This is a genomic window from Cylindrospermum stagnale PCC 7417 (assembly GCF_000317535.1).
In the GTDB taxonomy this organism is placed as follows: Bacteria; Cyanobacteriota; Cyanobacteriia; order Cyanobacteriales; family Nostocaceae; genus Cylindrospermum; species Cylindrospermum stagnale.
The window spans coordinates 2,335,348-2,357,650 of sequence record NC_019757.1; the positions used below are offsets into that span (position 1 = coordinate 2,335,348).

At 41.6% G+C, this 22,303-nt stretch carries 19 protein-coding genes and 1 pseudogene; 11 read left to right on the plus strand and 9 right to left on the minus strand.

Annotated elements, in window-relative coordinates:
- Positions 1–175 precede the first annotated feature (175 nt).
- The 4 genes from CYLST_RS09485 (at position 176) to CYLST_RS09495 (ending at position 5,102) form a co-directional block, all read left to right on the plus strand.
- On the plus strand, positions 176–1,774 hold the full coding sequence (locus CYLST_RS09485; protein WP_015207498.1) for a hypothetical protein: 1,599 nt from the start codon (positions 176–178) through the stop codon (positions 1,772–1,774).
- Between the two features lie 128 nt (positions 1,775–1,902).
- A complete protein-coding gene (locus CYLST_RS09490) occupies positions 1,903–2,949 on the plus strand; it encodes a right-handed parallel beta-helix repeat-containing protein (protein WP_015207499.1) in 1,047 nt (348 codons plus the stop codon).
- Positions 2,950–3,007: 58 nt separating this feature from the next.
- Positions 3,008–3,232 carry a hypothetical protein gene (locus CYLST_RS35150; protein ID WP_172642153.1) on the plus strand — a complete coding sequence of 75 codons (225 nt, stop codon included), beginning with the start codon at positions 3,008–3,010 and terminating at the stop codon, positions 3,230–3,232.
- Complete coding sequence (locus CYLST_RS09495; RefSeq protein ID WP_015207500.1) at positions 3,219–5,102, plus strand: serine hydrolase; 1,884 nt, start codon at positions 3,219–3,221, stop codon at positions 5,100–5,102. Before CYLST_RS35150 ends, CYLST_RS09495 begins: the two co-directional genes overlap by 14 nt.
- 402 nt (positions 5,103–5,504) lie before the next feature.
- On the opposite strand, the gene CYLST_RS09500 is transcribed toward CYLST_RS09495, so the two are convergent.
- Positions 5,505–6,866: an AAA-like domain-containing protein gene (locus CYLST_RS09500; RefSeq protein WP_041233548.1), complete on the minus strand. Its 1,362-nt coding sequence runs from the start codon at positions 6,864–6,866 to the stop codon at positions 5,505–5,507.
- 226 nt (positions 6,867–7,092) lie between these two features.
- Positions 7,093–7,222, minus strand: a pseudogene (locus CYLST_RS36760) (IS701 family transposase); the annotation flags it as partial.
- Between the two features lie 127 nt (positions 7,223–7,349).
- Here CYLST_RS36760 and CYLST_RS09505 point away from each other — a divergent pair.
- On the plus strand, positions 7,350–8,372 hold the full coding sequence (locus tag CYLST_RS09505; protein ID WP_015207502.1) for an aromatic ring-hydroxylating dioxygenase subunit alpha: 1,023 nt from the start codon (positions 7,350–7,352) through the stop codon (positions 8,370–8,372).
- 42 nt (positions 8,373–8,414) lie between these two features.
- Here CYLST_RS09505 and CYLST_RS09510 read toward each other — a convergent pair whose 3' ends face one another.
- The 5 genes from CYLST_RS09510 to CYLST_RS09530 all read right to left on the minus strand — a co-directional run bounded on the left by CYLST_RS09510 (position 8,415) and on the right by CYLST_RS09530 (position 12,516).
- Positions 8,415–9,920, minus strand: a complete 1,506-nt coding sequence (locus CYLST_RS09510) for an NB-ARC domain-containing protein (protein WP_015207503.1) — start codon at positions 9,918–9,920, stop codon at positions 8,415–8,417.
- A 5-nt stretch (positions 9,921–9,925) separates the two neighbouring features.
- Positions 9,926–10,270: a hypothetical protein gene (locus CYLST_RS09515; RefSeq protein WP_015207504.1), complete on the minus strand. Its 345-nt coding sequence runs from the start codon at positions 10,268–10,270 to the stop codon at positions 9,926–9,928.
- A gap of 88 nt (positions 10,271–10,358) precedes the next feature.
- On the minus strand, positions 10,359–10,748 hold the full coding sequence (locus CYLST_RS09520) for a type II toxin-antitoxin system VapC family toxin (protein ID WP_015207505.1): 390 nt from the start codon (positions 10,746–10,748) through the stop codon (positions 10,359–10,361).
- Positions 10,745–10,987 carry a hypothetical protein gene (locus CYLST_RS09525; RefSeq protein ID WP_015207506.1) on the minus strand — a complete coding sequence of 81 codons (243 nt, stop codon included), beginning with the start codon at positions 10,985–10,987 and terminating at the stop codon, positions 10,745–10,747. The genes CYLST_RS09520 and CYLST_RS09525 overlap by 4 nt, the downstream gene beginning before the upstream one ends.
- A 206-nt stretch (positions 10,988–11,193) precedes the next feature.
- Entirely contained in the window at positions 11,194–12,516 is a 1,323-nt protein-coding gene (locus tag CYLST_RS09530; protein WP_015207507.1) for a hypothetical protein, read from the minus strand.
- Between the two features lie 172 nt (positions 12,517–12,688).
- Between CYLST_RS09530 and CYLST_RS09535 the strand changes: the two genes are divergently transcribed.
- From CYLST_RS09535 to CYLST_RS09550, 4 genes are all read left to right on the plus strand, one after another.
- Positions 12,689–15,214, plus strand: coding sequence for a VIT domain-containing protein (locus CYLST_RS09535; RefSeq protein ID WP_015207508.1), 2,526 nt, complete (start codon positions 12,689–12,691; stop codon positions 15,212–15,214).
- A gap of 106 nt (positions 15,215–15,320) precedes the next feature.
- Positions 15,321–16,067, plus strand: a complete 747-nt coding sequence (locus CYLST_RS09540) for a sterol desaturase family protein (protein WP_015207509.1) — start codon at positions 15,321–15,323, stop codon at positions 16,065–16,067.
- On the plus strand, positions 16,064–16,672 hold the full coding sequence (locus CYLST_RS09545; protein ID WP_015207510.1) for a DapH/DapD/GlmU-related protein: 609 nt from the start codon (positions 16,064–16,066) through the stop codon (positions 16,670–16,672). Before CYLST_RS09540 ends, CYLST_RS09545 begins: the two co-directional genes overlap by 4 nt.
- The gene (locus CYLST_RS09550) at positions 16,672–18,222 is read left to right on the plus strand and encodes a GH3 family acyl-acid amido synthetase (protein WP_015207511.1); all 1,551 of its coding nucleotides are present in this window, start codon (positions 16,672–16,674) and stop codon (positions 18,220–18,222) included. Before CYLST_RS09545 ends, CYLST_RS09550 begins: the two co-directional genes overlap by 1 nt.
- Here CYLST_RS09550 and CYLST_RS09555 read toward each other — a convergent pair.
- On the minus strand, positions 18,172–19,089 hold the full coding sequence (locus CYLST_RS09555) for an FTR1 family iron permease (protein WP_015207512.1): 918 nt from the start codon (positions 19,087–19,089) through the stop codon (positions 18,172–18,174). The two genes, CYLST_RS09550 and CYLST_RS09555, sit on opposite strands and share 51 nt — an antisense overlap.
- Before the next feature lie 117 nt (positions 19,090–19,206).
- Between CYLST_RS09555 and CYLST_RS09560 the strand changes: the two genes are divergently transcribed.
- On the plus strand, positions 19,207–20,619 hold the full coding sequence (locus tag CYLST_RS09560) for a sensor histidine kinase (protein ID WP_015207513.1): 1,413 nt from the start codon (positions 19,207–19,209) through the stop codon (positions 20,617–20,619).
- 29 nt (positions 20,620–20,648) lie between these two features.
- Here the strand turns inward: CYLST_RS09560 and CYLST_RS09565 are convergent, their stop codons facing one another.
- On the minus strand, positions 20,649–21,875 hold the full coding sequence (locus CYLST_RS09565) for an RNA-guided endonuclease InsQ/TnpB family protein (protein WP_041233550.1): 1,227 nt from the start codon (positions 21,873–21,875) through the stop codon (positions 20,649–20,651).
- A 63-nt stretch (positions 21,876–21,938) separates the two neighbouring features.
- On the opposite strand from CYLST_RS09565, the gene CYLST_RS36530 reads away from it, so the two are divergent.
- Positions 21,939–22,112: a DUF6364 family protein gene (locus CYLST_RS36530; RefSeq protein ID WP_342663876.1), complete on the plus strand. Its 174-nt coding sequence runs from the start codon at positions 21,939–21,941 to the stop codon at positions 22,110–22,112.
- Positions 22,113–22,303 lie beyond the last annotated feature (191 nt).

Sequence of the window (22,303 nt, forward strand, 5' to 3'; positions counted from 1 at the left end):
TTATCATGTAGATGTTTCTCTCTTCATTTCAATCCCTTAATGTCTGTTAGGGAGACGACTCTAATAATGCTGTAGAGTCTTTCTCCCTTGCCTAGTTATTGCCGGAATGGAACCTTCTACTTCTTTCAAAACATTTTCTCGTTTTTACACCAATAACTTAATCAAGGATAGTCAAATGATTGACACTTACACTTTACCGCCCACAGTGATTAGAGTTTTAATAGTTGGAGATAAAAACTCACAGTTCACAATCGATTTTGGCGAAGGTGATTTTGGTTTGTCAGAATTTATTAAAGCTCTCGAAATTAATTCTGTAAATCTTGGTTTGTATGTCGATTTCAAGATAACTAAAGTTCATCGAATTAAGGATGCTAACGGAGCTGATAACAAGGAGGCTTTTGTATTTGACGATAACTTTAAGCCTGAATATTATGATGAAATCTGGTTTTTTGGAATGTCCCGAACATCTAGCACATTATCTTTGAATGACAAAGAACTGAGAATTATTTCTCAGTTTATGGATAATGGCGGAGGAGTTTTTGCTACAGGAGATCATGAAGATATAGGAAATGGACTATGCGCCCGTATACCTCGCGTCAGAAGTATGCGGAAATGGTATTTCCCCAAAGAGGGGCTATATGGAGAACCTGTGGCTCCGCCAGTTGGAATGGGAGAGCTTGATGAAGGTGAAGGTTTTTCTAAAAGACATGACACCTTGAGGGAAGGAAACGATTTCGGATATCAATTTGATGACCAATCGGATGATATTCCCCAGCAAATTATTCCCAAAATGTACAAAACTATATATTGGAATAAAGAGGGGATTTTCATAAAACGCTATCCTCATCCTTTGCTCTCCAAAGTTCGCGGTGTAATCAAAGTTCTTCCGGATCATATGCACGAGGGTGAATGCTATGTTGATGAGGATTTAACGAAAACTTTTCCCTTTGATGGATATACCATAACCGAGTATCCTATTTTGCCAAAGACTGGTAAACCCCTAAAACCAGAAGTGATTGCGGAAGCAATAGTTATTGGAGGTCACAAGGATGAATACTCCAGTCTGCCAACAAAAGCCAAAATTTTTGGTGTCTTGGGAGCTTATGACGGACATAAAGTTAATGTCGGAAGAGTTGCGGTGGATGCAACTTGGCATCACTTCGTTAACATCAATATCATAGGCTTTAATGCTTCTGATAAAGACAAAAAAGTTTACAACGATATCAAAACCTACTGGCGAAATATTGGTGTTTGGTTGGCTCCTAAAAAAATCCAAAAATCAATACTTGCAACAGCCTTATGGGGAATACGTTGGAGTTATCCGCTAGTAGAGGAATTATCGCCCAGAACTGTTGAAAAAGGCTTGAGTCGTGAGGGAATACTATACCTGGGTCATGTAGCAAGATATTCCTTGAATAATATTTCTTCTGAAGAGCAAGTACTTCAGTGGCTCATTCCTTATCTTACTGAAATAGAGGATATCGTCTCTCCTTGGTGGGGTAATTCAGAGTCGGCTCCTGATTTAGTTTTTGATGTAATTATCAACTCGGTACTTGGAGGAATAATTTTATCAATTGCCAAAGAGTTTCCCGATCGCAGCCAAGAAAATAAACAGAGAGCCGAAACAGAGTTGAGCCGAGTTTTAGATTCGGGAGTTTATTTAGGAATTAAAGCTGCTCAAGAAACATTACAAATCTCAGTCAGGCAAATAGAAAATATCAGTTCTCGGATTGAAAAGTTTGCCAAAGTTACACAGGAAAATTCTCGGCAATAGCTATTGATTAGTTTAAGGGGCAAGCAAGTTAAATTGGTTTGCTCATTGCCACACCTGGTCAATAAATAAATATACAGATGAGTTTGCAATCAAAAGAAATTAATGTCAACTAAGAAGGCTAGAAACAGATGACGGAATCATCCCCTTTTAAACCCACTGATAAGGATTTACCGCTTTATAGCGGAATCTGTAAATTAAATAAATTCGCGCTCTTTAAAGGGCCAGACATTACAGATATTACGGCCAATCCCGATCCAGGTTGTCCCGAAGCCATTGATAAGCTCGAAAAGTACAATCAGCAACTCGAAGAAAAGGGGAAGAAGCCCATTAACACCCGCTTCTACTTCCTCAGTGAAATTGAAGATTTAATTGGTGGCTGCAAGAATCTGCCTTGCTTCCTCAAAGCAGTAGCAAACACCGAATACAGCAATGCTACACTAATTATCGATAAGGTTTGCCACCTCTCTGAACCACTGGTAATTCCCTCTCGATTTACTCTTGCAGGCGTTGGCATCGACGGAGAAGGTCAACTCATATTCAATAATCTTCCTGACGGCGTTTCTGCAATTCGTTTGGATCAAGCTGCTACCAATATTACTATCCGCGATCTAGCGATCGCATGCCTCGGGGGTGGAGTTAATATCGGTATTGATGTCTCGCGTGCTAACAAAGTCTTCATCCGAGATGTCAGTATCACAGGCTTCTTTGCCGGAATCTATGGCAGTCGTCCTGGTTTGTTCGCTTTCTCAGTATATATTGACCGTAGCAGCATCTTTCAAAACGACTTCAACATTGTGATGCACAGAAACGCTTTCCACTGGAGAATTCGCGACTGTATCCTGAATCAAGCAAAATGTTGGGGTCTTCTAATCTTTGGCAAAGATAATGACCCGGTTCCACCACCTGAAAACAATATGGGGTGGGGAAACGATTATTTGATATCCGGTTGTCGCTTTGAGGGAAGCGGAATTGGTGGTGCTTTGCTGGGTTCTCACGCTGCAATGTTGATGAATAACCGCTTTGAGAAGAACGGCGGTGTCGGTGGTGTCGGCGTCAAGATTCTGCCGTCGGCAACAGGAACTCGGATGGTATCCAACGTTATTAGCGCCAACAAGGTGCTTGACACATCAAAAAAATCTGAAACGAAGCGGTGGGGAGACATTGAAACAGCGTGATTGCCAGCGTGTTGATCGCTCTGGAGAGTCAAAAAAGAGGAATTATCATTTCTAGCTAATGCCTACGACACGCTACGCGATAGCGAAGCGCTGCTGCCAAGCGCAGATCGCGTCCAGCACTATCACTATAGGTTTGCGCGATCGCTCTCTCAGTCTACAAAGAACTAAGAGCGATCGCTTTGTCTTTTTTACTGATTTATTCCTACTGCATATTTCCATTCATTCCTACGTACTAACTGATATACAAAAATTTTGTAGGTCTCAAATTTATGGTACAGCATAAGTTCTTAACTCGTTCAATGCGTAAAGCTAACTCACCTATCCGCTCCCTATTTGCTTTAAGCTTAATTACAACCAGTTCATTTCTACCTTCAGCGCCTGCATTTTCACAGCCTAATTTTCAAGATCCAAACAACATTCCCATCACAGGTTCTGGTGCTCCTCAACTTGACCCAATTTTGCAATCTCTGACTGAATTTATGCACCATCGTTGTGTCGGTGCAGCAGTACTGGGTGTTGCTGTTAAAGGTAAACCCGTAGGGATTTGGGGTCTAGGTCGAATGAATGGCAGACCAACAGATAATTGGAACCCAGCTTGTGGAGATGATCTGAAAGCTCCTCTGGCTTATCAAGTACAGCCAAATACACCTATGCGGGTTGGTAGTATTAGCAAAACCGCGACCTTTGCAATGGTACGTTGGGCATTAAAAAAGGTTGCCAAAGATGAAGGTGGTCTGGAATTAACTGATGAGCAAATTGAAGGGTTGAAATTATTTGATCCACAACATTATCCGCCCTTAATTCCTGGAACAAATAAATCTTATCCTGTCGCAATTATTCCCAAGAATTTGTATGAAGTCTTTTCGGGTAAAGTCAAATATCCTGTAGCGATAAAAGATAGCTTTAAATATGGTGGTGACAAGGAAAAAGAAACGCTCTGTGCTGATTTAAAATCAGGCTACGCTGATAAACAGTGGCAATCTGTTACACTAGGTAATTTTTTATCTCATCGTGCTGGATTGCAACGCAGCGCCCCATCTTTTGAGGACGAGATAGTTCCTAACATACCAGTTATTCGCAACTTAAAAACGAAAGCAGATTTTGAAAATCAAGAAAAGATAGTCAGACAAGAATGGGGAAATCAAAACGTTAATTCTGCTAAAAATCAACTAAGCTTAAATCAAAGCTACTTTATTTCTGACCCCACATTATCAGAGTATATGTTGGTAATGGCAGGGCGTTGTCTGCGCTATTCTCCAGGCACAAAATATAGCTACTCCAATACTAGTCCGGCTTTTCCTACTATTATTTTGGAACGGCTGATGGGATCTAAAAGGTATGGTGCTGAAGTAGGTAAGCCAGAAACGCATAAAGGTTCTGCTTTGGACATATTTTTTCAAACTCAGCTAAATGTACAAACTACAGCTACAGAAGGAGTTTTTATTACTTCATTAGTACCAAATTTGCCTGGTGATCGCGAACCAAAAAAACGCGATTGGAATGGGAAATCATACTATGGAACTACATGGGATACTAAGCGCCCCCACTGCGTATGGACAGGAAAAGTCTGCGATTTTACTAGTTGGCAAAATAAAAAAACTGGCTTAATTAATTGGTCGTGGAATTTGAAACAAGTACCTTTTCCTTATGCAGGCTCAGGTATAAGTCCAGGTACAGGTTCTCTTGCTGTAGAACCAAAAGCTTTTCTAAAATTTATGTCGCAATATTGGCTAGCTGGTTATACTTCTAACCCCTTTGTTGGGGAAGAGCGTAATAACACATGGAATCGATACGCAACACATAACGGAGCCTATGATGGGGCTTATGCTGAAGCCATTCAGTTAGGAGGTAGCAATAATCCAAAAGAGTGGTCACTACCGCCACGAGATGCAAAAGGAAGCATTCTGGATGCGTTCGATCAAGAAAAGTTACAAACTTACAAAGCCTCTCTTCCAGATGGAGTAGATATCTTCGTCGCTGTTAATCAGCTAGCAGATAAGAAATGTGTCGTAGCTGATCAAGTTAATACCAAAGAAAAAGGTTATAACTGCGGTAGTGCCTATGGGTTATTAAATAACTTTGTTTTGTATGGTGCTTCCAGAGTAAATTGGCAGCAGCTTCAAGCTATTAACAACGATAAATTGGGTTTTTGAAATTCTGACAATTTTGTCCAAACCTAGGGTGTATTATCGCAGAAAGTACTGCAACATCAATAATTCACTATGCCTTAGCCTATGGCATCTTAGAGGTTGTTTGAAAAGTCTAATTTATTACTTAAATGGGCGAATATAATTCGCGGCTACACAGACAAAACCCACCTCCGTGGGTTTGAAACCCTTGATTTTTCAGTCTTTCCGCGCAGGCGGACTTTGTTTGTATAGTAGCGAATTATATTCGCCTAAAACTTTTCAAACATCCTCTTAGTGCCATTCGACAATTATTTTTTTATTAAACTGAGTCCGCGCAGGCGGACTTTGCTTGTGTGGTAGCGAATTATATTCGCCCAATACTTTTAAAACATCCTCTTAGTTCTTGGAAATATCTCGACTTGATCTTCAACTTAAAACCCTGGAAAAATACTCTTTATACAAATTGCAGCGGGGTACAACATAATTATTTTGACGCCGCACCAGTCCCATACTGTGCAACTTATAAATCTGCATGGAATCTAATTCAATCGGCTCCGGTGACGTAACAACCTTTTTTAACGCCAAAGCCAGTTCTGGAGATTTTTGCAACGTTTCTAAGTGTCGCCGCAAATGATTGCTATAAATTCCCGCTTCTGTGGGAGCCTCTTGCAATAGTTGCTTCAGCGTCACCTTAAGAGAGCTAACATCATATATTGCCAACCGCAGTAGATAAGGATGTCCCCCTACCATCTTGATTAATTCCTCTAACTGGGTATCCTGAAAATTCAGTCCATGAAGGCGAACTAAATCTTGTATCTGCTTAACATCAAACTCCAGTAACTCCACTGGTACCCCGGCGTTGAACGGAGATTGATTGATGTCCAACGGGATATAAACTTCGGTAGAGTGTGCCATCACCAGCCGCAGTTGTTTCCAGGTCTCAGAAATCTTCCCCTTCTCATGCCAGCTTCGCAGCATCCCCAAAAAGTCTTCAATCACTTCGGTATAGGGAAAAACCCGATCCACTTCATCCAACCCTAAGACCAGTGGACAGTCTATTTCTGCCAATAAATACTCCTCAAAGTAGACTGTGCAGTTATCATTGCTGCCCAAAATATCAGTATCCCAATAATCATTTAATTTGTTTTTTAACCTTAACTGCCGACCAACCATCAGACAGAGCCAGCGGAGAAATTTATCCAAATTCGTTAAAATTGCTCGATCTACATTGCTCAAATCCAAATACACTGTTTGACAATTTTGGTTAGCAGCATGAGCGAGAATCCTGGTCATTAATGAGGTTTTGCCCATGAGCTTTGGAGCTTTAATCCGAATTAGGGAACCTGGCTTCAAAATAGTCTCGTAGCAGAAAGACTCGATGCCGGAATGCTCTATATAGAAATGAGAATCCAGAGCTACTGACCCCTCTGGAAATGGTAACTCTGTCACAGATGGGGATGCTGGTAATGGTGCATTGGTGCTAGCAGATGTATTCTGTTGTTCCTCCCATGCTCTCAGAAGCGCTTCCTTAAAATTCTTCTTACTAACCTTTTCTCTTAATGCCTCTGAAAGCTTGTTCCATAATTTGTTGCCAACATCTTTATTAAGATACTCAGCACTATAGCCGTAAATTTTGGCTAGTTCATCATAAGTTTTCCCGTCCCAGGAACCCTGAAGTACTTTTATTTCAATATCACTCAGGTATTTCCCCATGTTTTGAAATACAACTTGATCCGCAGACTCTTTGGCTTTTATCCAAGAAAATTCTGACTCCACCCTGTGAACCATACCATGACCGAGAGGCCAGTGACAAAACTCGTTAACCACTTGATCAATCATAGGAGCGATTTTGTAGGAATACTCTTTAGATACTGAAATTGCCATATTTCTGGGACTTAGACTAAAATTACGCCCAAATGAAGCCCAAACTAGCGATATTCGCAGCAAGTGTGTCACGATTCAGGGTCAGCCAGTCAAAAAATCGAAAAGATATAGAAAGGATGTATTGTTAGCTAGCATCTACAATCACTATCTCTGTTTGATATCCAGGCGTTGAGAGTGAGGTCTATCAACTTTATAGCTAATTCGGTCTTTTTCTCAAATTCTGGGTGTTGTTTCCTGAATGGCAAAGAACCGGCATGCTGATTGATTTATCGGTAAGACAATCGTGATTTATGCAGTATCCTTACCGATTAATTCTTGACTCTTGATTTTTATGGAGTAATTTATTATTTGGAAATCCCTAATCCATAGAGAACCACTATATCTACTATGCAGTTTGCAGATTTTTGGTATATTGTTGCGCTGAGCGACCACCTACAACCTAACAAGGTACTGGCGCGATCGCTATTAGGAGAATGGTTAGCGATCTTTCGGGGTGAGGATGGACAAGCTGTAGCGTTGCGCGATCGCTGTTTGCACCGCAGTAGCCGTCTATCAGCAGGTAAAGTCTGCGACGGCGCTTTACAATGCCCTTATCATGGTTGGATATACGATCGCAATGGTACCGTTATTGCTGTTCCTTCTGAAGGAGATTCCTTTAAACCTTCCCAACAACGTCAAGCAAAGCATTACCCAACCAGAGAACAGGATGGTTATGTATATGTGCGGTTAGCTGAAACCCCAAGTGTTGACTTAGAACCTTTTGCAATGCCTCACTATCAAGAACGAGGATGGGAGACGGTGCGAGTAATTAACCGTTTTGCGAATAACGTTACCAATTGTGCAGAGAACTTTATTGATATTCCCCATACGGCTTTTGTTCATCCTGGTGTTTTCCGTACCTCTCACCAACAAAAGTTAGAAATGACGGTAGAACGTTGTAATGGTGCGGTTTTGGTGGAGTATCACAACGAAACCAGTAATCTAGGATGGTATACCCGGTTTCTCAATTCCCCAGGTTTTGAGATTCAACATTGCGATCGCTTTTATCTGCCAAATATTACCTCTGTGGAATATAAAATGGCACAAAATCGTCACTTGTTCATTACCAGTCAATCCATCCCCGAAACCGATAACTCAACCCTGGTTTATACCGATGTCACTTATAACTACGGTATTTGGAACAAATTAGCACGTCCGTTAGTGTGGTGGACGGCTCAACACATTATCCAGCAAGACATTGAGATTCTGAAGATTCAGGGTGATGCGATCGCTAAATACGGGACACAATTTTCTCATACACCTGCTGACACTATTCATCTATTTGTAGAATCAATTAGAGCCGCAATCTCTCGTGGAGAAGATCCGCGATTATTGCCAAATCAGTCAGTTAAAGTCACATTTTGGGTTTAATACCCAAAAGTCTTTCAAAACCCCAAAGAGTCCAGATAGAGGTCATACCAAGTCTATTCCTGAGAGGATCGCTAAATTGCTGCCGATGTAACCCATTGCTAAAGGAGATTGACCCTTTAACAACAACAAAATCTGATTCAGGATTTGTGGCAGAGTTGCACCATAAAAGCGCCAGAGCTTTTTCCAAAGTTGAGTTAGAATGCGATCGCCTGCAATATCGTCAGTACCCGGTCGTAGCAACCAATGGGTTCGCAATATCTGAAAATGACGAAGATCATTATTCTGCACAACTTGATGAATTTCTTCAGCAGTGTTTTCAACTAATTCATCTGTCACCACTTTCATAACCAGGGGTTGCAACGTGAATGAGGGTTCATAATCGCTGATCCATTTTTCTAAAAGCGATCGCCTTTCTAAGGCCATAATGCCCTCTAAAACCATAGCTGGGTCAACGGATATCAGCAAATGGGTTTGCAATCGAGAGAATGAGACAGGTTCTTGCCAAATTGCCAACCAGTAGAGAATATCTTGCTCTAAGCCAGAAAGTTGCTCAAATTGCTGTTGTAGGAGCACACGCAAGCGATCGCCTACAACTAGAGTATGCTGATTCAGAAATGCCGCAATATTCCCCCCAAATACAGACTGAATCAATGGCGTTACCAGTTTCAGCGCCAAGGGATTACCGCGATAAAGTTGAATTAAAGCCGATAATCCCAGTTCTTTACCTGTAAATCCCCTCGATTGCCATAGTTCTACAGCTGCTGATTTTTGTAAACCCTTGAGATTTAAACAGCAAACTGTTTTTGTGTTAATTTCAATGCTGTTTGGTTGTTCCCGGCTAGTGACGAGAATGCAACTTTGATGTTTTTCCCGACTTAATTGTTGAATAAATTGACTATAGCTTAAGTTGTCTGGTTGTGACAAAATAGCCTCTAGCCCATCCAATACCAACAGACAGCGACGTTTTTGTAACTGCTGTATGAGTTGTGCCGTACCTTGTTGAATATTTTGCACAACGGTTTGGTCAAAGGAATTTATCAAACTATTCAGCAGAGAAATGAGGGATGGAGAAGTTTGCAGAGATTTCCAAATCAAGCAATCAAATTTTGACTGCATCCGGTCTACTAAAGCCAGTGCTAGGGAGGTTTTGCCAATACCAGCGATACCGTTAATGGTGACTAATTTACAGTTTTGGCTGGTGATCCATTCCTCTAACTGTGCTAATTCCTGATTGCGTCCATAGAAGCTTTCGACATCGGGCGCTTCATTCCAGTCTAGCTGAGGTGTGGGGATGTCTGCAATAAATCCTAAGTCTGCATCAGGTGATTGTGCGATTTCTTCCCAGTTTCCAATCCCAACAGCTTGACAGATAGCGATGAAGATTTCTCGCTGAATGCGTTCACCCTGCCAAAATCGGCGTAAAGTAGCTCTAGAGGTGTGGGCATCTTGCCACCAACGAGCCGTGCTGGTTTTAGTCCAACCCAGACGTTGACGGGATTTGTCTACAATTGCTAGTCCTGAATCAGATGCCTTCAGCGAGTTTGACATAACATCTATGGCTCAGATTCCGACTGCTTAGATAAGTCGGGGATCTGGGAATGATTGTCAAACAATTCTAACAAACCAAATAGACCGACGAAAAAAGTATAAACTCCATATTTGATTGGCTTCTGATTTTTAGCAGGTGCATAACAAGCCGCAATTACTCCTTCAACAAAATGAGCCGCCAGCGCCAAGCGAGCAATTATCAAAACTGGATTTAAGATACTAGGTAGGTGATTGTTTGTTGTTAATGATTGAATATCCCATATTTCCAAGCAAATAGCACTTGTTATCCCCACTATAGATACTACTTTAATGACTGGGAATAATTTTTCTTTGATGTACTTCAAATTCATGTTATTGACCAAAATGTTGTTTCAATTTTCCCAGTTTGATGAAAAGCACAAAGTATAAATCATGGAAAGCTTATAGTCTTACATTTAACTACTTTAGCGTTTGCACATCAGGATAATTAAGTATTTTCGCATCGGCAGTTAACAAAAGACAATTATAAAACCTGGCAGTAGCCACAATCATTTGATCAAATGGGTCGCTATGAAATCCATTTAATTGAGTTGAATCAACTATAATCGGCAAGGACAAATTTAATAGTTGTACTCCCGGATAAGATAAAGCAATTTCTAGCCATTTATCAATATCTACAGGCAAAATCAGTCGGTTTTTTTCTACCAATTTCGCTACTTCCCAGCAAGAGAGAATGCTGATACCTAAACCGTCAGATTCGTAATCTCGTAGCCATTGTTGCTGTTTTTGGGTCAGTCGCGAATCGTTCTGAACCCACCAAACCCAGATATGAGTATCAAGTACAATCATTGCAAAACTTCCCAATCTTCCAACGCTACAGGTTCTGTTGGATTTTCATAACGGTATGGCTGTGTGTCGTGCAAAGGATAAGGATTTGTCTCTGATTGGGGTTTAAGTGCTACTTGGTTATCTGAAATTTTAGCTTCCAGAATAATCACTTCCACAGCATCCCCTGCATGAAAGGGTAAACCCTGTAGCGTCAGTGTTCCATCTTCAGTTAACACAAGTTCTATCTTATGAGCGTTCATCTTTCAACTCCTTTCTTCAGAATTAGGATAGGAATGCAATAAGAAAATGCTAAGTAGATGCGCTAAATTAAATAAAAAACCTCTCTCCAGACTTCTCCCCTGCAAGGGGAGAGGCTTTAATCATACTCCCCTTCCCTCGTAGGGAAGGGGTTGGGGGTTAGGTCTATCTTATATTTTTTTCTGCCCACCTGCTTAACTTAGCAAGTTTAAATTTGCAAAGGAACGCTTGCTGCTATTAGAACAGAACGAGAAATGTACTGGATTAATTCAATATCATGAAATAAAAGCTCTACTTCCTTTGAGAAAGGAAGTAAAAAATCCACTTCTCCTTCATGTCCTTCACCCTTTGTGTGAACTATTTTACACCGGATATCATAAATAAGGTCGGCAACATGATTACGAATATCTGCATCTTTATCAGACAATGGAATTTTTCGCTCAGTAAGCCCCTTTTGTTTGGAAGAAAAAAAGTTTTTTCTATCTTCTGTATCTGTAATAAATTCTTTAAGCTCAGTAGGATTAATGCACGCATTTAATGTTGCTCTAAGTTGAGTAATTTCATTGCCATATCCCCTACTCTGACCACTAGTGCTAGATAAAATACGACCAATGTCTGTATCCTTATCAGCACGAAAAGTTGGGTCTTTTAGAATGGCTCTAATCTTTTTCCTAACCTCTTCTTGTGAATAAATAGGGAAATAATATTCAATTACTTGATAATAAGCTAAAAACTGTAGTAGAGGCATTCCAATAGCACCTCTTGCGTACCAATATAAGGATATTGGAGCTTCATCAAATTCTGTTTTAGGAAATTGAATAAATGTACTTTCTTCTTTACTACGTTTCCTTCTTACTCTATTCATTCGTCTAAATTTTAAGAGAGTTAATGGGATACCTTCTTGAATATCAATCTGGAAAAACAAAGAATTTGAAATTTTATTTAAAAGCAAAAGTGCCTGATCATGTTGTTTTACATTTAAACCTGTAACTTTTAAACTCATTGAATTATATCGCTCAAAATATCCTCGCGAAATTACCATCATTTCCCTTGAGGGTGAGCCAATAATAATTCTTACAGATAAATTATCGTCATCAGGAACTAACTCAACGTTACCATTTTCGTCTTCTGATAAATCTGTACCTAACAAAGGAGAATATTGGATATTTAATAGGCGATTTGATAGAGAAGGGTTAAGCAAACCAATCCCACGAATCATTGATTCTATGATTCCGTCAGAGTAAGAACAGATTGCATGATAATCTCCAATAAAAACATATTTTTCAAATTCACTATTTAGTAATAGTTCTATTTTTTCTTTTCTATAGCAATTAACCCAACGTTTTTCCCTACCATTTGGAATACCAATCGATAGAACTTTTTCACCATCTAATAAATCCTCTCTCACTTTAGTTTCAATTTGAGCATCCTTGCAACGCTGTAATAACTGCTCCTTGAGAGTTTCAGTTGCTACAGAATTTTCATCTGCTTCTAACTCGTCTATTTCTTCTATGAGAGCGTCTTCAGACATATAACCTCTTATCTAGACTAAGCAGTGAACTATAGCCAACACTATTTCAGTATATCTTCTAGTGAACAGTAGTATTTCCCACTGAGCCAATAACTGAGCACAAAACTGAGCATATCTCCCAGAAAAACACGCCTACGCTAGAGACAGCAAACAAAAGCGCCAGGTAAAGACGATGACTCAAACTCTAGAACAGCAACCCAGTGGCTTATATCTGCAAAACTCCAACCAACAGATCGCTTTTCCCCTCAAACACACGGAAGTAAAAGCCAAAATCGCTGGTAACATCTCACGGGTAGAAGTTACCCAAAGCTTTGAAAATCCCTTTACGACAACCCTAGAAGCCGTTTATATCTTCCCCTTACCCGATGAAGCCGCAGTTGATGATATGCTGATTCGGATTGGCGATCGCACAATTCAAGGCAGCATCAAAAAACGCCAAGAAGCTTTAGCTATCTATGAACAAGCCAGAAAGCAAGGACGCACAGCCGGACTCCTCGAACAAGAACGAGACAACATCTTCACCCAATCCCTAGCAAACATCAAACCAGGTGAGCAAATTGATGTCATCATTCGCTACAGTGACAGCCTAAAATTTGAGGGTGGGAATTACGAATTTGTCTTCCCGATGGTTGTTGGCCCCCGTTACATTCCAGGGATTACCATTGAGGATAATGCAGTTGGGGGTGGTTCAGCCATTGCACCCATGACTTTAAATCAAGATACTGATTTAGTCCCAGATGCTTCCCGCTTGAATAGTCCCATTCTCCCAGCCGGGATGCGATCGCGCCATGATATTAATGTAACCCTTGAAATTAATGCCGGAGTTGAAATTCAGGATATTAGCTCACCCTCTCACCAAATCCAAATCATCCGTGAAGAACAGCTAGTGCAGGTAAAACTAGGAGGTGGACACACAATACCCAACAAAGACTTGATTTTACGCTACCAAGTCGCTAGTAATAATCTCCAAACAACCACCCTTACCCAAGCCGATGAACGGGGTGGACATTTCGCCCTGTACCTGATTCCCGCCCTCCAGTACCGCCCAGAACAGGTTGTCCCTAAAGATGTGGTCTTTCTCATTGATACATCCGGTTCTCAGGGTGGCGCACCATTGATGCAATGTCAGGAATTGATGCGCCGTTTTATCAATGGACTCAATCCCCAAGACACCTTCAGCATTATTGATTTTGCCGATACCACACAGCAACTTTCACCGGTTCCCCTCCCCAACACTTCCCAAAATCGCGCATTAGCAATCAATTATATCAATCGGTTAAATGCAGGTGGTGGGACGGAAATGTTAGGCGGTATTCGCACTGTATTAAACTTTCCTGTCACAAATTCGGGACGCTTGCGGAGTATTGTGCTGCTGACTGATGGCTATATCGGTAACGAAAACCAAATTTTAGCAGAAGTTAAACAGCGTCTCCAGCCAGGAACCCGCCTTCATAGCTTTGGTGCAGGTAGTTCGGTGAATCGTTTCTTGCTCAATCGCATTGCGGAATTAGGACGGGGTATTGCTCGGATTATTCGCCACGATGAACCTGTAGATGAGGTGGTAGAAAAATTTTTCCGCCAAATCAATAATCCAGTTTTTGCTAATATTCAATTGCAATGGGAAGGTGATGGCGAATCCCCAATCATGTATCCCTCTACACCACCAGATTTGTTTGCCGAGCAGCCCTTAGTGCTATTTGGACGTAAGCCAGACAGGCATTCTGGAAAGTTGCACATCACTGGCATTGCTGCGGGTGGTAGGCGCTATCAACACAGTTTTAACCTGGACTTTCAGGAAAGAGGTAACCCGGCTATTGCCCAACTTTGGGGACGTTCCCGCATCAAAGATTTGATGAATCAAATGGTGAGTGGTGATACAAAGTCAGGTGTGGCAGCTGTGACGGATACGGCTCTCACTTATCAACTGTTATCGCAATATACCGCCTTTGTTGCCGTCAGTGATGATGTCAGAGTCAATCCCAGCCAGGATTCTGTATCTGTGCAAGTGCCGGTGGAAATGCCTGAAGGTATCAGCCATGAGGGCATTTTTGGGAATGTTGCTTTTGCTCAGGCTGCTCCTGGGGGTGCGATGTTAAACCAGCAAATGTTAAGTCCGCAAGCGAAGAAACAATCTGCACCCCCACCATTCCCGATGTCTGCACCTGCTCCAGCACAACCGAAGCCACGGTTTGAAGAAATGCAAGAATTGGTGATGGAACGCAGTATTCCAGCATCAGAGCCAGAAATCGGATTTGTAGATGTTGATGAGTTTAGTGAACTTGAAGAGTTGTTATCAGTTTCTGAAGAAACGGTTAGTTATGGCGATCGCAGTCAAGTTCTAAATTTGCTAATGTCTGATGAAATAGATGCTGAGTTGGAAGAGTTAACAGGCTTACGGAAAGAAGAATCTTCTGTCCCTCGTCTACAGGTTTTGAGCGTGACGGGATTGGATCAGCAGGTGATGACTCTGCTGACTCAATACTTGCAATTAATTCAACTACCTACTGGTTTCGGTGGTGATTTGGTGTTTGAGTTCCAGGTTATTCAGGGACGGGTAAGACAGTTGGTGCTAGATGAGCAAGCTTCTTCTGTGAAGGAAGAGACGGTAATTAAATCAATTAGGCGATCGCTTTTAGCTTGGCTACCTTCCCAGTCCCTCACGAGTAGAGTGCAGTTAACACTGAGGATTCAACCGTAATCTTCTAAATAGACATCTGGTAAAAATTACAGCAGTTTCCATCAACTCTTGTAGAGGCGCTTCATGAAACGTCTCTACATTCTTTTCCCACCATCAGAAATTAAATATGCAAAACTTCGCACAGCTTCTAATTTTTGTAACTTTTTTAAGCTTAATTACTTGGACAATTAGCGATAAATTTAGTCGAACTCAACTCAAAGCAAAAAGTCGTGAAGATTGGCTACTAGATGGTGTAGGATTAACGATTCAAGGAATTTTTATTCCCTTACTACAAGCTACTTTAGTTTATTGGCTTTACCAATATTTATTACCCAATCAACAGGGATATTTAAAATTATCACCAATTTTGACTTTTATTCTGAGTTTTGTTGTAGTGGATTACTTGTATTATTGGAATCATCGGTTATTGCATAGTAAATCCTTTTGGCAACTGCATCAAGTACATCATACTGTTACTCAGATGGATGTATTAGGAACCTCTCGCAACACAGTTTGGACGAGTTTGCTAATTGTTTATCTATGGATACACACGTTGTTTTTATATCTATTAGCTGATCCGACAGGTTATTTACTTGGAGTCAGTTTAACTTCTGCACTAGATTTATGGCGACATAGCCGCTTGATGATTTCTGAAAATAGCTGGCTATATGGATTTCTGTCTCTCTGGTTAATCTTACCGCAAGATCATGCCTGGCATCATTGCCGTGATTTTCCCCATGCTAATTATGGTGCTAATCTAAAAATTTGGGACAAGTTACATGGAACTTATTACGAAAGCCCAGATTTACCATCTACGATAGGAATTCCCATCTCATTAACCTGGAAACAAAAAATCTTCTTTCCATTTTCATGACAGTTTTAAGTACGATTCTTTTATTTTTTCCAACCATGATATTGCTATTAACTGGGACAGCATTAGTCTACTTTGCTTATTCACCAAGCATCTTTAGCATTTTAGCTGTGTTGGTTTCTATTTATGGGTTGCCGGTGCTAGTTTATCGCTTACATCAATGGGTGTATCCTGTGCGGGAGGGTGTTAGTTATCTCGGTGGTAAAGATTATATTCCTTGGTGGGGTAGTCATCAAATTCAGGCAATTTATATTGCAATTCCAGCGTTGGAGGCAGTGCTGCGGCTGATTCCGGGGGCATTTTCCTGTTGGTTGCGGTTGTGGGGTGCTAGAGTGGGGCGAAATGTTTACTGGACACCAGGATTGGAGATTGCCGATCGCGGTTTGCTCTCAATTGGCGATCGCGTCGTTGTCGGACATCGTGTCGGCATCTATTCCCATATTATCAAACCCCGGAAGCAGGACTTAATGTTGTATGTCAAAAAAGTCAAGATTGGCAACAATGTCTTTGTGGGAGCCGGATCTCATCTTGCTCCCGGTGTAGTCATTAGCGATGGCAGTTATTTATCAGTTGCCACAAACCTTTATCCTAACCAGCAGGTGCAATAATGCGTCCGATTATTCAGCTTTTTGGGCAAATCCTCGCACCAACAGCAAAGCGATTTCATCAAGCTTTGGATAACCCAGAGTTAATGCAGACATCTGTGCAACGGGATATTTGCGATCGCCTCATCAAGAGTGAATACGGCAAAGCTTTGGGGATTCATTCTCTTGCAGATTGGCAGCGCGTCCCGATTGTTGATTACGACGCACTGTCCCAGTGGATTGTAAATCCCCACAAACAGCAGCAAATTGCCCTGACTCCCGAACCGATTTTGTTTTATGAAAAAACCTCTGGAAGCAGTGGGGGAGCGAAATTCATTCCCTACACTCAGTCTTTGCGGCGATCGTTTAATCAGATGTTTTGTGTATGGGCCCATGATTTAATTTTACATGGGCCTAAATTCTCTACTGGCAAGCTTTACGCCTGTATCTCGCCTCAATTAAATGTAGCTGATGCCTCATGTTTACAGAACGATCTCGATTACCTAGATGGTTGGTTGCGTTGGTTGTTGCGTTTCTGGTTGGTGATGCCAGATGGACTTGAGGATTTGCACGACGCGCACCTGTTTAAACATCGGCTTTCTTTGGCATTATTGCAAACTGAGAAACTGGAAATTATTTCTATTTGGAGTCCTAGTTTTCTGCAAGTACACCTAAAATACATTCAGGAAAATCAGGAGTTATTGCGAGCCGAATTACACAACCGGATGTCAGATTATCGTCTCCAACTCTTGAGCCAAAGCAATATTCCCTGGATGCAACTATGGCCAAACTTGAAGCTGATTTCTTGCTGGGATAGTGCCAATGCAGCGGATCAGGCTAAGGGATTGAGATCGCAATTTCCGGGTGTGTTCGTTCAGGGTAAAGGATTACTGGCAACTGAAGCCCCGATGACAATTCCGTTGATTGCCGCGCAGGGTTATGTTCCGGTTCTCGATGAAGTTTTTTTTGAGTTTGAGAATGATGCTGGTTTTCTGTATGGGTTACACGAACTCAATATTGGACAGACATACACGATTATTTTGTCCCAGAAGGGAGGTTTGTATCGTTATCGAATTGGCGATCGCATCCGCGTCACTCATTACTATCACCAAACCCCTTGTTTAGAGTTTCTGGGACGACATCAAGTTATCAGCGATTTAGTGGGCGAAAAGTTGCAAGAAACCTTTGTACATCAGGCTTTGAATAGCATTAACTTGCAAGGAACCAATTTTAAAAGCTTGGTGCCTGTTGCCAATCCCCCGCACTACATTCTCTTACTAGATTGGGCAAAAGAAACCCCAGAAACCATTGCCCAACAACTAGATCAGGCTTTATCACAATCTTATCACTACAAGATCGCGCGATCGCTCGGTCAACTTGCACCACCGCAGGTTTTAATCTCTAATCAAATTTCTGAATTGTTAGTTTCCCATCGTGTCTGCACTGGGAGTATCTGGGGAGGAATTAAGCATCCAATTCTGGCAACATCACCGATTAGCACTGAACTTTTAGAACAATTAAAATTAGTTTTTCGCCTTAATACCCTGGAAATAAATGCCCCCAACTGTAGTTAAAAATACACAATAGCTGATTGCTTGCACTAAATAGAGCCTGTCGGTATAGCCAAACAAAGCATTGAGGAATATGCCAGGAAAACCTTCTGCTGGTAAGACTTTGCTAGTGTTCCAAATCATCGGACCCAAGATACAATTCCGATCTAGTGGTTTAGCAAAACGTTGATAGTAGAAACAGACTGCTTCTGAATTGCGATCAGTATACCCTAAGGCGATCGCTGCGGCATCAAACCTGGCAAGCGCTGTTACTACCAGTCCAGCAATAATCAAAAGTAGCAGCACTCCCATAACAGTGAAAAAACGGCGAATATTTAGCCTGACACCCCATTTAAAGATAAGTACACCAATGCAGGTGGCAGTTATAATCCCGGCGATCGCACCTAAGGTAGGAGCCAAACCTTGGTTGAAGTTGCCGGCGATGAACAACACCGTTTCAAATCCCTCCCGCAATACAGCAAAGAACACGAGAGCAAAAATCCCCCAGCCAGCCCCACTTTCTTGTTTTAAGGCAGATCCGAGCGCTCCTTCCAACTCCTGTTTCATTCGCTGAGAGTTCTGAGTCATCCAGATCAGCATCCAACTCAAAAGTGCGATCGCCATCAGATTAAACACTCCTTCCATCAGTGGCTCAATCACAGGCGCATATTGCTGATTGGTGGTACTCAAGCTTTGAATTACCCAACTAAAAATTATTCCTACTAAACCACTTGCAAGAATACCAGCGATGATTCCGCCGTAGACCCAAGACTGCAAACGTCTCTGGTGAGCTTTTTTCAGGTAAGCCAAGACAATTCCCACCACTAAGGCAGCTTCAACTCCTTCCCGCAAAGTGATCACAAAGGTTGGTAAGGCAGAGCTAAAATCCATCAATTTATCGCCTGTTCTTTTGTATTTGGGACTTGTAAGCTTGGCAGATTGGGCAGTTTATGATAATCTTTGTCAATTATAAGCTGAAGGTTATTCCTTACTGGAAAAGTCCCAGTCATGATTTTGGACAACCTACCAAACCTGATCGTCATTGCCTATTTTTTGCTACCACCTGTGCTAGTTTATGCCATCTACAAAGGGCGGGATGTACCGTTTCATTGGATGTTTCTAGTGTTTGGGGTGTTTTTGAGTATCTGTGGTACCGCTTATGTGATCCAGACTTGGCAGATATGGTATCCCAACACCTGGATTTCCGAGTTCCTGAAGATTTTGACAGTGATAGTGGGAATAGCGATCGCATTTATGGTGCTGGCACTATTACCTGTAGCCCTGGCCTTGCCCAGTCCTGCCCGCTTAGAAGCCACAAAATTGGCGCTGGAGAGTGAAATTTGCGATCGCCTCCGGGCAGAAAAGGCACTCTGTGATCTAGCATCCCAGTTAGAACAAAAAGTTGAGCAACGAACCGCTGAACTCTCAGATGTAAATTTTGCACTCAAACGAGAAATTAGCGATCGGCTTTTTGCCGAAAAATCTTTAAGACAATCAGAAACACAACTCAGAACAGAGCATCAGCAGCTACAAGCCGCCTTGCGGGAACTTCAGCATACCCAGTCTCAACTGATTCAGGCAGAAAAAATGTCCAGTTTAGGGCAAATGGTCGCAGGTATTGCCCATGAAGTCAACAACCCCGTCAGCTTCATTTTTAGCAACCTTCACTATGCAAAACAGTACACAGGAGACTTATTACATCTAGTAGACCTTTATCAGCAAGAATATCCTCAACCATCAGGGCAAATCCAAAATTTCATCCACAAAATAGAACTAGATTTTATCCGTGAAGACCTTTTGAATCTACTTTCTTCCATGCGAGTAGGAACTGAACGCATCCGCCAGATTGTCCTGTCAATGCGGAACTTCTCCCGATTGCATGAGGCAGAGATGAAGCCTGTAGATATCCATGAAGGCATCGACAACACGCTACTAATCCTGAATCATCGGCTGAAAGCTGTTGGTAACCATACAGCCATCCAAGTGATTAAAGAGTATAGTTCCCTCCCGCTTGTCGAGTGCTACGCAGGCCAACTAAATCAAGTATTCATGAATATTCTGAGTAACGCGATTGATGCCTTACGGGAGTTAGAAGCACATAAATTTGAGCAGAAACAGAGAAGAGTGCAAAACACGCTGTCAATCCGGATTCAAACTCAAGTTCTAGCAGACAATTGCGTCAATATCCGAATTGCCGACAACGGTATCGGCATTGCCGAAAACCTCAAGCAAAAGCTATTTGATCCCTTCTTCACCACAAAACCCGTCGGTAAAGGTACAGGGTTAGGGTTATCGATCTGTTATCAAATCGTCGTCGATAAGCATCGCGGGCAACTGCGCTGTGTGTCCGCGTCGGGGCAGGGTGCAGAGTTTGTCATTAAGATTCCCATCCGGCAATCTCCTGTAGAACAGGCGCTATAAAGTACTGATGTTACGTTAGTGACATATTCCTACACTGACTCTAAGAGTACAGTGTAGGCTTCCAAGACAATCCGGCTATTGCTTAGGAGACTCTTGGCTTTAAGAACGGGATGCCCCGCCGCTCTGTTTTTTATATTTATCGCTGCGTTATGGTCACGGTCTAGACTGCATCCACAATTAGGGCAGTCATGCCATCTTTCATGCAACTTTTTAGGTACTTTCTCTCCACAATTAGAGCAATCTTGACTCGTACCAGAAGCATTCACAGCAATTACCAACAAACCAGCATTTTCGGCTTTGTTTGATAGTATCGACAGGAAGCTTGACCATCCAGCATCAAGTATAGATTTAGCTAGTCTGGATTTTGAAAGTCCTTTGATATTGAGGTCTTCGTGAACTACAACATCATGTTTTGACAGCAACTGTTTTGCTGTTTTAAAGTGGAAATCTTTGCGTTTATCAGCAACTTTTTTATGTTGTTTGCCTAGTTGTTTTACTGCTTTTTGTCTACGATTACTTCCTTTCTTTCTGCGAGATACACGTTTTTGAATAACCCGTAATCGTCTCTGTGCTTTGCGGTAATGTTGGGGAATTGCAACACTTTCACCTTCGGAAGTAGTCAAAAATTCTTTCAATCCCATATCAATTCCAGATATCAATCCAGAATTGATATCTGGTTTAATTTCGGGAACTGTTGAATTTTCTAGGCTTAGAGTTATATAGTAACCATCAGCTTTTTTAGTAACCGAAGCAGTTTTGATTTTAAAACCATCTGGAATAGGACGATGCAAAATAAGTTTGATTTGCCCTAATTTTGGTAAAGAAATTCTACTATTAGCAATACAATCTGGCTTAATCCTTGGGTACAAGAAAGTTCTGTATCGACTACGAGGTTTAAATCTTGGTTTACCGCTACGTTTTCCGTTGTTATCACCCTTCAAGAATCGGTCAAAAGTTGTTTTCACTCGTTTGACAACATCCTGCAAAACGTCGGAATAAACATCTTTGTAATGAGGATGCGTCTCTTTTAACTTAGGTAGTGTTCTTTTTTGTCCAAAGTATTCGGGATTATCTCGTAGTTCTGGAAGATGGCAAACAAGCGGACAAGCATTTATGGGACAACGATTTTGCTCATACCAATTAAATCTATCTGCCAGCAAATAGTTATATTGAGCGCAACACATAGACAACCATCGGTCTATTTCTTGCGCTTGTTGTTTTGTTGGACGTAGCTTGTATTGGTATGCCGTTCTCACTTGTTTCTCACCTTCTGTTATAGACATGATAACATAGAAGTGACAACAATGGGTAGACAAATCATGAAAACTACTAGATTAAATGTAAGGATGTCCGAGCGTAGATTAAACAAAATAAGGCAGTATGCAGCAAACAAAGACAAAACCGTGACGCAGATAGTTGAGGACTGGATTGACCGACTGCCGAATAAAGAAATTGACAAAAACTCAACTGTCCCTCTCCCGGTCAAGGAATAGCAGATTGATGTGGTGAGTCCAGCACTGAAGACGGGTTTCCCGTCGCAGGTGACTGGCGAACCCGAAGGGTCAAGGGACGTTTCGTTTTTGTCTCGCAATTCCTCTCGTCACCTCCCTTGCGGGTAGGTGAGAGGCTCCTTGCTGTTCAAGCTGAAATCTGAAGTAATGTAAATTTATCTGCCAATTTGCAT

Coding starts and splice junctions, on each gene's coding strand:
- CYLST_RS09540 (WP_015207509.1), top strand. CDS start 15,321: ATGCAAAACTTCGCACAGCTTCTAATTTTTGTAACTTTTTTAAGCTTA.
- CYLST_RS09530 (WP_015207507.1), bottom strand. CDS start 12,516: ATGTCTGAAGACGCTCTCATAGAAGAAATAGACGAGTTAGAAGCAGAT.
- CYLST_RS09555 (WP_015207512.1), bottom strand. CDS start 19,089: ATGGATTTTAGCTCTGCCTTACCAACCTTTGTGATCACTTTGCGGGAA.
- CYLST_RS09495 (WP_015207500.1), top strand. CDS start 3,219: ATGGTACAGCATAAGTTCTTAACTCGTTCAATGCGTAAAGCTAACTCA.
- CYLST_RS09485 (WP_015207498.1), top strand. CDS start 176: ATGATTGACACTTACACTTTACCGCCCACAGTGATTAGAGTTTTAATA.
- CYLST_RS09535 (WP_015207508.1), top strand. CDS start 12,689: ATGACTCAAACTCTAGAACAGCAACCCAGTGGCTTATATCTGCAAAAC.
- CYLST_RS09550 (WP_015207511.1), top strand. CDS start 16,672: ATGCGTCCGATTATTCAGCTTTTTGGGCAAATCCTCGCACCAACAGCA.
- CYLST_RS09510 (WP_015207503.1), bottom strand. CDS start 9,920: ATGTCAAACTCGCTGAAGGCATCTGATTCAGGACTAGCAATTGTAGAC.
- CYLST_RS09505 (WP_015207502.1), top strand. CDS start 7,350: ATGCAGTTTGCAGATTTTTGGTATATTGTTGCGCTGAGCGACCACCTA.
- CYLST_RS09560 (WP_015207513.1), top strand. CDS start 19,207: ATGATTTTGGACAACCTACCAAACCTGATCGTCATTGCCTATTTTTTG.
- CYLST_RS09515 (WP_015207504.1), bottom strand. CDS start 10,270: ATGAATTTGAAGTACATCAAAGAAAAATTATTCCCAGTCATTAAAGTA.
- CYLST_RS09525 (WP_015207506.1), bottom strand. CDS start 10,987: ATGAACGCTCATAAGATAGAACTTGTGTTAACTGAAGATGGAACACTG.
- CYLST_RS35150 (WP_172642153.1), top strand. CDS start 3,008: ATGCCTACGACACGCTACGCGATAGCGAAGCGCTGCTGCCAAGCGCAG.
- CYLST_RS09520 (WP_015207505.1), bottom strand. CDS start 10,748: ATGATTGTACTTGATACTCATATCTGGGTTTGGTGGGTTCAGAACGAT.
- CYLST_RS09545 (WP_015207510.1), top strand. CDS start 16,064: ATGACAGTTTTAAGTACGATTCTTTTATTTTTTCCAACCATGATATTG.
- CYLST_RS36530 (WP_342663876.1), top strand. CDS start 21,939: ATGAAAACTACTAGATTAAATGTAAGGATGTCCGAGCGTAGATTAAAC.
- CYLST_RS09490 (WP_015207499.1), top strand. CDS start 1,903: ATGACGGAATCATCCCCTTTTAAACCCACTGATAAGGATTTACCGCTT.
- CYLST_RS09500 (WP_041233548.1), bottom strand. CDS start 6,866: ATGGTTCACAGGGTGGAGTCAGAATTTTCTTGGATAAAAGCCAAAGAG.